The organism is Azospirillum himalayense (assembly GCF_042657465.1).
Classification (GTDB): domain Bacteria; phylum Pseudomonadota; class Alphaproteobacteria; order Azospirillales; family Azospirillaceae; genus Azospirillum; species Azospirillum himalayense.
Map to the genome: position 1 here is coordinate 19,224 of NZ_JBHSLC010000110.1, position 12,433 is coordinate 31,656.

General features: G+C 71.7%; 11 protein-coding genes. 5 read left to right on the forward strand and 6 right to left on the reverse strand.

The genetic code is table 11. The features are described from left to right. Positions 1–21 precede the first annotated feature (21 nt). The 4 genes from ACFPMG_RS29195 to ACFPMG_RS29210 all read right to left on the reverse strand — a co-directional run bounded on the left by ACFPMG_RS29195 (position 22) and on the right by ACFPMG_RS29210 (position 6,975). Positions 22–2,121 (reverse strand): hypothetical protein, encoded by a 2,100-nt coding sequence (locus ACFPMG_RS29195; protein WP_376998763.1) that lies wholly within the window; start codon positions 2,119–2,121, stop codon positions 22–24. After that, positions 2,118–4,853 carry a DUF4159 domain-containing protein gene (locus ACFPMG_RS29200; protein ID WP_376998765.1) on the reverse strand — a complete coding sequence of 912 codons (2,736 nt, stop codon included), beginning with the start codon at positions 4,851–4,853 and terminating at the stop codon, positions 2,118–2,120. Before ACFPMG_RS29200 ends, ACFPMG_RS29195 begins: the two co-directional genes overlap by 4 nt. A 168-nt stretch (positions 4,854–5,021) precedes the next feature. Continuing rightward, positions 5,022–5,921, reverse strand: a complete 900-nt coding sequence (locus ACFPMG_RS29205; protein ID WP_014198437.1) for a DUF58 domain-containing protein — start codon at positions 5,919–5,921, stop codon at positions 5,022–5,024. Between the two features lie 10 nt (positions 5,922–5,931). Continuing rightward, a complete protein-coding gene (locus ACFPMG_RS29210) occupies positions 5,932–6,975 on the reverse strand; it encodes an AAA family ATPase (RefSeq protein ID WP_376998767.1) in 1,044 nt (347 codons plus the stop codon). A 189-nt stretch (positions 6,976–7,164) separates the two neighbouring features. Here ACFPMG_RS29210 and ACFPMG_RS29215 point away from each other — a divergent pair, with 189 nt between their 5' ends. From ACFPMG_RS29215 to ACFPMG_RS29230, 4 genes are read left to right on the forward strand one after another with little or no spacing between them, the layout of a single operon-like run. Further along, on the forward strand, positions 7,165–7,761 hold the full coding sequence (locus ACFPMG_RS29215) for a DUF1285 domain-containing protein (RefSeq protein WP_376998769.1): 597 nt from the start codon (positions 7,165–7,167) through the stop codon (positions 7,759–7,761). Then, positions 7,758–8,432, forward strand: coding sequence for a CoA pyrophosphatase (locus tag ACFPMG_RS29220; RefSeq protein ID WP_376998771.1), 675 nt, complete (start codon positions 7,758–7,760; stop codon positions 8,430–8,432). Before ACFPMG_RS29215 ends, ACFPMG_RS29220 begins: the two co-directional genes overlap by 4 nt. A gap of 13 nt (positions 8,433–8,445) precedes the next feature. After that, a complete protein-coding gene (locus ACFPMG_RS29225; RefSeq protein WP_376998773.1) occupies positions 8,446–8,736 on the forward strand; it encodes a DUF6111 family protein in 291 nt (96 codons plus the stop codon). A gap of 25 nt (positions 8,737–8,761) precedes the next feature. After that, positions 8,762–10,054, forward strand: coding sequence for a CCA tRNA nucleotidyltransferase (locus ACFPMG_RS29230; protein WP_376998775.1), 1,293 nt, complete (start codon positions 8,762–8,764; stop codon positions 10,052–10,054). 163 nt (positions 10,055–10,217) lie between these two features. On the opposite strand, the gene hemF is transcribed toward ACFPMG_RS29230, so the two are convergent. Further along, positions 10,218–11,105 (reverse strand): oxygen-dependent coproporphyrinogen oxidase, encoded by an 888-nt coding sequence (gene hemF, locus ACFPMG_RS29235; RefSeq protein WP_376998777.1) that lies wholly within the window; start codon positions 11,103–11,105, stop codon positions 10,218–10,220. Between the two features lie 20 nt (positions 11,106–11,125). After that, positions 11,126–11,599 carry a tRNA (cytidine(34)-2'-O)-methyltransferase gene (locus ACFPMG_RS29240; protein WP_376998779.1) on the reverse strand — a complete coding sequence of 158 codons (474 nt, stop codon included), beginning with the start codon at positions 11,597–11,599 and terminating at the stop codon, positions 11,126–11,128. A 256-nt stretch (positions 11,600–11,855) separates the two neighbouring features. Here ACFPMG_RS29240 and petA point away from each other — a divergent pair, with 256 nt between their 5' ends. Continuing rightward, positions 11,856–12,425, forward strand: coding sequence for a ubiquinol-cytochrome c reductase iron-sulfur subunit (petA, locus tag ACFPMG_RS29245; protein ID WP_014198445.1), 570 nt, complete (start codon positions 11,856–11,858; stop codon positions 12,423–12,425). Positions 12,426–12,433: the final 8 nt, after the last annotated feature.

Here is a 12,433-nt window from a genome sequence, read left to right on the forward strand (position 1 = left end):
TTGCAACAGCTTCGTTGACCCTTACCGTCCCTCGCGACGCCACGCCATCAACAGCGCGCCCAGCGCCAGGGCCAGCACTGCGCCCACCGGCAGCAAGGGCACCTCGGACACCCCCGTCACCGTGAAATCGCCGTTGGCGCGCAGGCCGATCCAGTCGTTGCCGGTCTGCGTCCGGTCGGGACGGGTGCGGCGCACGTCGATGCCGGGGCGCACGCCGCTCTCCGTATCGGAAATCCAATGCACACCGCCGCCGGTCTCGTCCGCGACGCCCGTCAGGCGGTCGCCGGTGGAGCGCACGTCGGCCAGTTCCGGCGGGTTGACGGCCCCGACCACGGCCAAGGCCGTGCGCTCGCCGTCGGTGATGCGGTAGATGCCCGGCTCGCCGGCGACCACGGTGGCGCTGGCGCGGCCGGTGCGGTCCTCGGTCATCTCCAGCGTCCGGGTCTCGTCGGAGGGGGTGGTGAGGGTGATGCTGCGCGGGTCGGGCTCCAGGGAGCGACGCTCCACCGTGATGCGGTTGCCGTCCACATGGGCGCGCAGATCGTTCTCCTCCAGCTCCGGCTCCTTCATCAGCCAGTGGGCGAGGCGGCGCAGAAGCTCGGCTTGCGGACCGCCGCCCTCGAAGCCGCGGCTCCACAGCCACATCTGGTCGGACGCCAGCTGCGCCACCCGGCCCTTGCCGACGCGGTCGAGGATCAGCAGCGGCCGGTCGTCCGCCCCGTTCATCACCACCGCGCCGTTGCCCGGCACGACCTCCACCTGATGGAACCAGCGGCCCCAGCTCGGTTCGCCGTCCGGGCGGTCGCCGGGCAGGCCGGCGGTCACCGGGTGGCGGCGGCCGACCTCCGTCACGGTCGGCTTGAAGGGGCGGTCGATGGCCTGTCCGGTCGGCTCCGCCGGCATCACCTGGCCGAGCGGCGTGCGGAACAGCGACAGCGGCGTGGCGTAGCCCTGGCCGGACGCTTCCAGCAGGGCGCCGCCCTTTTGGACATATTCGGCGATGTTCTCCAGATACATCTGCGGCAGCACGCCGCGCCGGCGGTAGCGGTCGAAGATGATCAGGTCGAACTCGTCCAGCTTGATCTCGAACAGCTCGCGGATCGGGAAGGCGATCAGCGACAGCTCGCGGATCGGCGTGCCGTCCTGCTTCTCCGGCGGGCGCAGGATGGTGAAGTGGACGAGATCGACCGAGGGATCGGCCTTCAGCAGATTGCGCCACGTCCGCTCGCCGGCGTGCGGTTCGCCGGAGACCAGAAGGACGCGCAGGCGGTCGCGCACCCCGTTCACCACCACGGCGGTGCGGTTGTTGGCGAGCGTCAGCTCCTGCCGCGCCGCCTCAACCTCCATTTCCAACACGTTCTGGCCGCCGTGGTTGACCGGCAGTTCCATGTGGAAGTCCTGGCCCACGGGCACGCGGATGGTGCGCGGCGGCCCGCCGTCCTGGCGCAGCGTCACCGCCGCGTCGGCCGATTGGCGGCGCGGCATGTCGTCGACGCGGATGGTCAGCTCCACCGGCTTGCCGACGAGGCCGTAGGCCGGCGCCTGGACGATGGCCAGACGGCGGTCGCCCTCGTCGCGGTTGCCGGTCAGCAGCGTGTGCACCGGGCCGATCTCGGCCAGCCGGGCGAGGTTCTCCGGAACGTCGTGGACCTGCCCGTCGGTGATCAGCACCGCCCCGGCCATGCGGCGGCGCGGCACGTCGGCCATGGCCCGGTTCAGCGCGTCGAACAGGTGCGTTTCGTTGATGGCGGAAGCGCCGGATTCCGCGTCCCCGGCGCGGACCACCCGCAACTCCAGATCGTCGAAGGCCTTCAGCCGCTCGGTCAGGCGCTCCAGCTCGGCCTCGGCGCGGGCGCGGCGGTCGCCGATGTTCTGGCTGGGCGATGCGTCGAGCACGACGACGGCCACGTCCTTGATCGGCTCCCGCTTCTCCTGCACCAGCGACGGGTTGATCAGCGCGAGGGCGAGCACCGCCACCGCCAGCGCGCGCAGCCAGACGCCGCGCGCCCGGCGGAAGACGGCCAGCGCCAGGATCGCCAGCGCCACCACGAACAGCGGCACGAGGAAGACCCAGGGCAGCAGCGGCGCCAGAGCGATGGAGGTTCCGTCAAGCAGGGTCACTGGCCGAGCCTCTCAAGGATCGCGGGCACATGGACCTGATCGGCCTTGTAGTTGCCGGTCAGCGCGTACATGACGAGGTTGACGCCGAAGCGGTAGGCCATCTCGCGCTGCCGCTCCCCGCCGGGGACGACGGCGTACAGGGGCTGGCCGTTGCGGTTCGCCGCCCAGGCGGCGGCCCAGTCGTTGCCGCCGATCAGCACGGGGGACACGCCGTCGTTGGCGCGGCCCTCGCGCGCCTCGATCCACAGATTGCCGCCGTTGTAGCGGCCGGGGAAGTCGTTCAGCAGGTAGAAGGACTTGGTCAGCACATGGTCGGGCGGCACCAGGGCCAGCGGCGGGATGTCCAGCCCCTGCACCATGCCCTGGAGCGCCTGGTTGCCGCCGACGGCGCCCGCCGACTGGTCGCGCGTGTCGAACAGGATGGTGCCGCCGTTGCGCATGTACTCGTTCAGCCGGGCGCGGGCGTGGTCGCTCAGCGCGCGCTGTCCGCCGGACACCGGCCAGTAGAGCAGGGGGTAGAAGGCCAGCTCGTCGCTTTCCGGGTCGACGCCCACCGCCCCGGCGGCCTCCACCGCGGTGCGGCGGGTCAGCACGTCCACGAGGCTTTCAAGCCCGGCGCGCGAGGTGTCGTCCACGGTGCCGTTGCCGGTGCGGACATAGGCGAGGTAGGTTTCCGCCGTCACCTTGGTCGACTGCGTGTCGTCGGCGCGGGCGGGGGACCAGGGCGCCGCGGCCATGGGGAGCGCCGCGCCCAGCGTCAGCAGGACCGCGGCGGCGGCCCCGGCGCGGCGGCGCTTGCCGCCGAACCGCAAGCCGCCGAGCAGGCCGCGCAGCATCAGGGCGATCAGCAGGTCGATCATGGCGAGCGACAGGGCGATGCCGAGCAGCGCCGGCTTCAGCGCCACCTCGCCCCGCGTGCCGTAGGGGCCGCGGGCGACCCCGCCGGGCATGGCGCCCAACGGCTCGATCCGCGTCAGCGTGGCGGTCAGGTTCAGGGCGCGGCGGGCTTCCTCCGTGCCGTAGAAGCCCGGCGGGTGGCGTGGGCCGAGCACGTCGGCCCCGGCGTCCCCGGCGATGGGGAAGGCGGCGGCCGGCGGCGGCACCAGCCGGCCGAAGCCGTCCAGCACCTCCAGCGGCTCCAGCGTGCCGCCATGGGCGCCCCCGGCGACGCCGCCGCTCAGCGTCACCAGACGGCGCAGCATGTCGACGAACAGGCCGGACATCGGCAGGTTGGACCATTCCGGGCTGGCGGTGGTGTGGACGAGCACGATGTAGCCGTCTCCGCGCTTATCCGAGGTGACCAGGGGCGTGCCGTCCTGGAGCCGCGCCCAGGTGCGGTCGGCGAGGTCTAGCGCCGGCTCGGCCAGCACCTGCCGCGAGACGGCGACGTCATCGGGAATGTGCAGGCCGGCGAAGGGGCTGCGTCCGTCGAAGGGCTGGAGCTTCGCCGGCTCCGACCAGGACAGGGCGCCGCCCAGGGCACGGTCGCCCAGACGCAGCCGCACCGGGACCAGACGGTCGGGATTCTGGGCCAGCCGCGGCCCGGCGAAGCGCAGCAGCACACCGCCCTTGCGCACCCAGTCCTCGATGGTCTGGGCCTCCTGCCCGGTCAGGGCGCCGATGTCCGACAGCACGAGCACGGCGAGGTCGCGCTTGAGAAGCTCGTCCGGCTCGCCGCGCCGCACCTCGTTGTAGGGGGCCAGCGCCCGTTCCAGATAGTGCAGATCGGACAGCAGCGGCTGGTTCTCGCCGTTGGCGCGGCCCGAGGCCAGCCCGACCGGGCGGCGGCGCCAGCGTTCATCGAGCAGGACGGTGGCCCCGGCGGTGGTGTCGTTCTCCACGCGGAGGCTGGCGGCGTCGTTGCGCAGTTCCGCCGGTACCTCCAACTGCACCTCGCGGGTGAGCTGTCCCGCGTCGAAGGCGACGGGCTGGCGGGTCAGCAGGCGGCCGTCGGCGCCGGACAGGCGCACGGTGACGCTTTCCGGGCGGGAGGCGTCGGCGCGCACCACGCGGGCCGTCAGACCGGCGCCCTCCGACGAGGGGGGGAGCAGCAGGTGGGGCGGCTTCTCCGTGGAATCGTCGAGGATCTCCAGGGAGCCCATGCGCTGCAGCGTCTCGGCGAGGCCGCGGGCGGTGCGGTCGCCGATGCCGTCCGATAGCCAGACGGTGTGGGCGGAGCCCCGCGCGGCGAGTCCGCGCACCGCCTCCAGCGCGCCGGCGCGGTCGGTCGGCCAGGGATGCGGCTCCAGCGCCTGGATCAGGCGGCGGGCTTCCGAGGCGGGCAGGGGCGGGCTGGCCTTCACCGCCTCGCCCCCGGCGGGCCGGGCGGTCGGCAGCAGGACGACCGGGCGGTTCTGCCGCTCCGCCTGCGACACCAGCTCCTCCATGGCGGCGCGGCGGCTCGTCCAGTCGCGGCCCGACGCCCAGCCGTTGTCGACCAGCAGCAGCAGCGGCCCGCTGCCCGGCAGGGCGGCGCGTGGGTTCAGCAGTGGCCCGGCCAGCGCCAGGATCAGCAGCGCGGCGACGATCAGGCGCAGGATCAGCAGCCACAGCGGGGTGCGGGCGGGAGTCTCCTCCCGCGCCGTCAGGTCGCGCAGCAGCCGGATGGCGGGAAAGCGCACCACCCGCGGGGCCGGCGGCGTGACGCGCAGCAGCCACCACAGCACCGGCAGGACGGCCAGGGCGGCCAGCACCCACGGAACGGCAAAGGCGATCGGTCCGAAACCCAGCATCGGCGTCTACGCTGTTGGAGGATGGGGAGTGGCGGGCGAGGGCCTTGCCCCCTCCCTAACCCTCCCCCGCTTTGCAGGGGAGGGGATTTGGCAATTGGGCCCTCCCCTGCGAAGCGGGGGAGGGAGGGACCCGCGAAGCGGGAGGGTGGGGGCAACGCGCCGTCCCACCTAAACCGCCTCGCGCGCCAGGGCGCCCCACAGACCGAGCAGGGCGGTCTGGGGCGGCCGGTCGGTGCGGTGGACGGCGTAGGTCCAGCCGGCGGTGCGGGCGAGCGCGTCCAAGCCGTCCTGGTGGGCGCGCAACCGCTCCAGATAGGTTTCGCGCACCGCCTCGACCCGCGGCACCAGCAGTTCCTCCTCGCCTTCGAAGCCTTCGAACTCGACGCGGCCCTCGTAGGGCAGGGTCTCCTCCGCCGGATCGAGGATCTGCAGCAGATGGCCGCGCACGCCGCGTCCGGTGAGCGCCGACACGGTGGCGTGGATCTCCGGCAGCGGCGACAGCAGGTCGCCCACCAGGACCACCTGGGCGTGCCGGGGCAGCGGTTCGGGCTGCGGCAGCGCGTCGGGGGAATGGGCGTTGCGCGGGTCGGTCATCTGCCCGGCCATGCGGTTCAGGGCGAACTTGCCATGGTCCGGGCGCTGGCCGGAGTTGAGCAGGCCGACCCGCTCGCCGCCGCGCACCAGCAGCACCGCGGCGGCGAGGGTCAGCAGGTCGGCGCGCTCCCGCTTGGTCGGCAGGCCGTTGACCGAGCGGTAGTCCATGGAGGGCGAGCGGTCGCGCCACAGCCAGACGGTCTGGGCAGCCTCCCACTCGTTCTCGCGCACATAGACGGGCTGGGTCTTGCCGGACTGCCGCCAGTCGATCATCTGCGGCGAGTCGCCGGGCTGGTAGCGGCGGAACTGCCAGAAGGTCTCGCCCAGCCCGACGCGGCGCCGTCCGTGCACGCCCTGCGCCACCGTGGAGGCCACGCGCTCCGCCGCGACCAGAAGCGGCGGCAGGGTGGCGGCCAGCCCCTCCGCGCGCTGCTGCGCCCGCAGGGTGGTGGCGCCTAGGGTGGGACTGGCCATCGGCGGGTCCTTACGACAGCGGGGCGCAGAGGCGGTTGATGATGTCGTCCAGCGTGATCCCGTCCGCCCGCGCCGCGAAGTTCAGCGCCATGCGGTGGCGCAGCACGGGCTTCGCCAGGGCCACCACGTCGTCGAGCGACGGGGCCAGCCGCCCGTCCAGCACCGCGCGGGCGCGGGCGGCGAGCATCAGCGCCTGGCTGGCGCGCGGGCCGGGACCCCAGGCGACATGGCGCTGCACCTCCGGCAGGTCGGTCGCCTCCGGGCGGCCGCGCCGCACGAGGTCGAGGATGCCGTCGACCACGCCTTCGCTGACCGGCACGCGGCGGACCAGCCGTTGCGCCACCTGGAGGTCGGCGGGGGAGAGCACCGTCACCGCCTGCTCGTCCAGCGAACCGGTGGTGGCGATCATCATCCGCCGCTCGGCGTCGCGGTCGGGGTAGTCGACGTCGATCTGCATCAGGAAGCGGTCGAGCTGGGCTTCCGGCAGCGGGTAGGTGCCTTCCTGCTCCAGCGGGTTCTGGGTGGCCAGCACGTGGAAGGGCTGGGGCAGGGCGTGGTAGTGGCCGGCGACCGACACGCGCCGCTCCTGCATCGCCTGGAGCAGCGCAGACTGGGTGCGCGGGCTGGCGCGGTTGATCTCGTCCGCCATGAGGAGCTGGCTGAACACCGGCCCCGGAATGAAGCGGAAGGAGCGGCGGCCCTGCTCGTTCTCCTCCAGCACCTCCGACCCCAGGATGTCGGCGGGCATCAGGTCGGGCGTGCACTGGATGCGCTTCTCGGCGAGGCCCAGCACGGTGCCCAGCGTCTCGACCAGCCGCGTCTTGGCGAGGCCCGGCACGCCGATCAGCAGCACGTGGCCGCCGGCCAGGAGCGTGATCAGCGTGAGGTCGATGACCTCCTGCTGGCCGAAGATGATCCGGCCGATGCGGTCGCGGACGTGGGTCAGCCGGCCGCCCAGCGCCTCGATCTCCGCCATGAGCTGGTGCGGGTTCTCGCCGGCGGGAAAGTTCTGGCCCGGATTGGCCCCCGGATTGACGGCATCGGTTGCGCTCACGTCTCTGCTCCCGTTTAAGACCATGCACTCGGTGGGCAATCATGACCGCTCAATCATGACCGCTGGGGTCGAAACGGCCATCGTGGCAAATCCGCCAGTTCGGACCTATGTGACGAGTATGGCGAAATTACGTTGCGCGGCCAGTTCCCTCTGTGCCCCTCAGGCCCGAAAAAGACGAGAAGGCTAGCGATGAAGGTCGGCAATGACGGGGCGAATGACAAGCGCCCAAATGAAACGCGCCCCGGTGAGGTGACCGGCGGGGAAAACGTCGAAAGCCTGCCCCCCGCTCTGCCCCTGACCGCGAGGGAGCAGCGGTTCGACATCCGCATCGCACGGGACGGCACTTGGTTCCACGAGGGCGACCCGATCCGGCGGATCGAACTGGTCAAGCTGTTCGCCACCGTCTTGCGGCGGGACGAGGCGGGCGACTTCTGGCTGGTCACCCCGGTCGAGCGCGGGCGGATCGTGGTCGAGGACACGCCGTTCGTCGCCGTGGAAATGGCCGCAAGCGGACATGGAGACGAACAGGTCCTGTCGTTCCGTACAAATTTGGACGAATGGGTCGAATGTGGGCCGGATCATCCGATCAGGGTCGTCCACAATCCTGAAAATGGCGAACCGACGCCCTATATCCTCATAAGAAACGGGCTCGAAGCGCGAATTCTCCGGCCGGTCTACTACGAAATGGTGGACCGGGCCGATACGCGCGGCCATGATGGTGAGGCTGAGGTGGGGGTATGGAGCAAGAAGGTCTTCTTCGCGCTGGGCAGGCTGCCTGGCGGGTGAGTCTCGATGAGGTCCGCAAGCGCTTTCCGCGAAGCGCCGCCGCCGGCCTGCGACCGGCCAAGGTGCGCGGCGATCACGATCTGAATCCCGGTTTCGAGCCCTCCCAGGGCAAGCTGCGGGAGGCCGCCGTCCTGGTGCCGCTGGTCGACCGTCCGGAGGAGCTGACGGTCATCTTCACCCAGCGCACCGCCAACCTGACCGCCCATGCCGGGCAGATCAGCTTCCCCGGCGGGCGGATGGAGAGCGACGACCGCGGCCCGGAAGACACCGCCCTGCGCGAGACCGAGGAGGAGATCGGGCTGGGGCGTGACCGCATCGAGGTGCTGGGGCGGCTCGACACCTACGTGACGCGCACCGGCTTCCGGGTGACCCCGGTGGTCGGGCTGGTGCGCCCGCCCTTCCAGGTGACTCCCGACCCGACCGAGGTGGCCGAGGTGTTCGAGGTGCCGCTGGCCGCCATTCTCGACCCGACCAACCCGCAGCGCCACAGCCGCGAGTTCCAGGGGGCTCAGCGCTATTTCTACGCCTTCCCCTACCAGCAGCGCTTCATCTGGGGGGCGACGGCGGGGATGCTGGTCAATCTCTGCGATGTCCTGCGCGCCGAGGGGCTGGGGTGCGACGGCCTGAAGAGCGATCGCCTGGGCGACCTGCCCGCCGGCGGACCATCGTAGGGCGGGCGGCGCGGTGCTGCGGATTTTCCTGACGGTCATCCTGCCTCTGGTCCTGCCCACGGCCGGTTACGCCCTGTATGTGCTGGTGGTCGAGCGCCGCCGCCGCGAGGCGGAGGAGGCGCACAGCCCGGCACCGTGGTGGGCGACGGCGCCCTGGCCCTGGCTGGTCTTCGCCGGGGTGGCGGCGATGGCGGCGACGCTGGGGTCCGTCGCCCTGACCAGCGGGGTGGCGCCGCACACGCCCTACACCCCGGCCCATGTCGAAGACGGGAGGGTGATCGGCGGCGGGGCGTCTGGAAATTGAGCGTTCCGCGGGCTAGCCTGCCGCCATGACCTTCAACGCCCGCATCGCTCCCCAGCCCTGGATGACCGCGCCCGAGACGCGCGCCGTGTTCGACGCCCTGGCCGCCGGAGGGGCGGACGCCCGCTTCGTCGGCGGCTGCGTGCGTGACGCGTGGCTGGGCCGCAAGGTCAAGGACATCGACATCGCCACCCACGCCCCGCCGGAACGGGTGATGGACTTGCTGAAGGCCGGGGGCATCGGCGCCATCCCCACCGGGATCGAGCACGGCACCATCACCGCCGTGGTCGGGAAGGCCCATTACGAGATCACCACGCTGCGCCGCGACGTGGAGACCTTCGGGCGCCACGCCCGTGTGGAGTTCACCGACGACTGGCGGGAGGACGCGGCCCGGCGCGACCTGACCATGAACGCGCTGAGCTGCACGCTGGACGGCTGCGTCTACGATCCCTTCGGGGGATTGGCCGACATGGCCGCCGGGCGGGTGCGCTTCGTCGGCGACCCGCGCCAGCGCATCGAGGAGGACGTGCTGCGCCTGCTGCGCTTCTTCCGCTTCCACGCCCATTACGGGCGTGGCGCTCCGGACGCGGCGGCGCTGGTCGCCTGCGCGGAGATGGCCCCCCGCCTGCCCAGTTTGTCCGGCGAGCGGGTGCGGGGCGAACTGTCCCGCCTGCTGGCGGCGCCCGACCCGGCGTCGGCCTGGGATCTGATGATCCGGTTCGGCGTGATGGCCCATCTGCTGCCGGACGCGGTCCGCACCGCCCGGCTGGACGGTCTGGTCCGGCTGGAACACGATCTGCACGAGCCGCCCGAGGCGGTGCGCCGCTTCGCCGCCGTGCTGGACACCGACCGGGCGGGGGCGCTGGCCGTGGCCCAGACCCTGCGCCTGTCCAACGCCGACCGCGACCGCCTCGCCGCCCTGATCGAACCGCCGATGGCCGTAGCTCCCTCCGACGGTCCGGTGAAGCGGCGGCAGGCGCTCTACCGGCTGGGCGACGCCGGGCTGTATCGCGACTTGGTGCTGCTGGCGGCGGTGGACGCCCCCGGTCCGATGGCGCTCGACGCGATCAAGGCGGCGCTGGCGACCGCCGAGGACCTGCCGTCCCTGGTCCTTCCCATCGCCGGGCGCGACCTGCTGGCCATGGGGATGCCGCGCGGCCCGGCGGTGGGCGCGCTGCTGAAGCAGGTCGAGGCGTGGTGGATCGCCGAGGATTTCCGGCCGGGACGGGACGAGTGCTTGGCGGAGGCAAAAAGGCGGTTGGACAAACCCTCTCCTGTCCCGGGAGAGGGTGCCCGCGCAGCGGCCTCTCGCGCTGGCTGAAAGCCAGCGCTGACGGCGACAGGCGGATGCCATTGGCATCCGTCGAGAGCGGGGTGAGGGTGCCGGCAAGGATCAACGCACCATTCTCGCCAGTACCCTCACCCTCCCGCCGCTCTGCGGCGGGTCCCTCCCTCTCCCGGGGCGGGAGAGGGGATTATAAAGGCTACGGCCACTTCACCTCGGGTGGCATGCTCATCAGGATGGCTTCGGTGTTGCCGCCGGTCTTCAGGCCGAAGGTCGTCCCGCGGTCGTAGAGCAGGTTGAACTCGACGTAGCGGCCGCGGCGGATCAGCTGGTGCTCGCGCTGCTCCGGGGTCCAGGGCCGGTTCATGTGGCGGCGGACCAGGGCGGGGAAGACCTCCAGGAAGGCCAGCCCGACGTCGCGGGTGAAGGCGAAGTCGGCCTCCCAGTTCCCGGAATCCAGGTTGTCGTAGAAGATGCCGCCGACGCCGCGCGCCTCGCCCCGGTGCGGCAGGAAGAAGTAGCGGTCGCACCACTCCTTGTAGCGCGCGTAGCAGGTCGGGTCGTGGCGGTCGCAGGCGCCGCGGAAGGCGGCGTGGAAATCGGCGGTGTCCCGATCGTCGGGCACCATCGGGGTCAGGTCGGCGCCGCCGCCGAACCAGCCGAGGCTGGTCACGATGTGGCGCGTGTTCATGTGGGTGGCCGGCACCAGGGGCGAGCGCATGTGCGCGACGAGGCTGATCCCCGACGCCCAGAACCGCCCGTCCTCCGCGGCGCCGGGGATGTTGGCGCGGAACTCCGGGCTGAAGGTGCCGTGCACCGTGGAGACGTTGACCCCCACCTTCTCGAACACGCGGCCGCGCATCACCGACATGACGCCGCCGCCGCCCTCGCCGCCGCCATGGTCGGGGCGCTGCCAGGGCTTGCGCTCGAAGCGGCCCGGCGGCAGGTCGGCATGGGTGCCGGTCAGCTCGTCCTCGATCCGTTCGAACTCGGCGCAGATGCGGTCGCGCAGCTCGGCGAACCAGGCGCTGGCCCGGGCCTGACGGGCGGTTCTGATGTCCATGGCGTCGGCGGGGGAGGTGGTCATGGGCGGGCGTCCGGCGTCGGTCAGGGCAAGGGGAGGGGCGAGGGTCTGGGCAATGCGGCCGTCTGCCGCAGGGCTTCACCCAACACCATCGCGGCACTCAGCGCAACATTCAGCGACCGGGCGGGCGGCTTCAAGGGAATGACCAGACGGGCGTCGGCCGCCGCGTGCACCTCGTCGGGCACCCCGGCGCTCTCGCGCCCCACCATGATGCGGTCGTCCGGGGCGAAGGCGAACCCGGTGTAGGGAACGGCGCCGCGGGTGGTCAGCAGGACCAGCCGCCCGGCCTGCGGCAGCGCCCGATAGGCCGCCCAGGAGCTGTGCCGGACCAGGGCCAGCTGGTCGATGTAGTCCATCCCGGCCCGCCGCAGCTTGCGGTCATCCAGAACGAAGCCGCAGGGCTCGATCAGGTCCAGAGGCACCCCGAGTCCCGCCGCCAGACGCATCAGAGTCCCGGCGTTCTGGGGGATGTCCGGTTCGAAGAGAACGAGGCGCATGAAATTCCCTTTTGGTTCAGCGACGTCTAATGGTGCACCGCAAAGCGCGACAAGTTGTCCCGATGACAAAACCTTTTCAAGGCGTTGCCGCGACTGTATACCGCACCCCGGATACCCGGGAGATACAACCCCGGTCGACGCGGCGCGCACCCACCCACCCAGTGAGCGGACATGCCCGTCAAGTCGTGATAAACACTGGTCCACGTGTCATAGGGCGCTTCGGCGCGCCGCGTATGCCTTGAGGAGATTAACGCTTATGGCTCAGACCACGCATCCGCCCGGGACGGGTGGCCACGCGGCCCCCGGCGGCGAGGGGGCTTCCCGCCGTGATTTTCTCTACCTCGCCACCGGGGCCGTGGGTGCCATTGGTGTCGCGTCGGCCGTCTGGCCGTTCATCGACAGCATGAACCCGGCCGCCGACACCCTCGCGCTGGCTTCGATCGACGTGGATCTGGCCCCGGTCCAGGAAGGCCAGGCGATCACCGTCACCTGGCGCGGCAAGCCGGTCTTCGTCCGCCACCGCACGGCGAAGGAGATCGAGGAGGCGCGCACCGTCAACCTCGGCGAGCTGCGCGACCCGGCCGCCGACGACGCCCGCGTCAAGAAGCCGGAATGGCTGATCGTCGTCGGCATCTGTACGCACTTGGGCTGCGTGCCGCTGGGGCAGAAGCCGACCGATCCGCGCGGCGACTACGACGGCTGGTTCTGCCCCTGCCACGGCTCGCACTACGACACCGCAGGGCGCATCCGCAAGGGTCCCGCCCCGGCCAACCTCGTCGTTCCGCAGTACGCTTTCACGAGCGACACCGCGGTCCGGCTCGGCTAAGCGGCCCT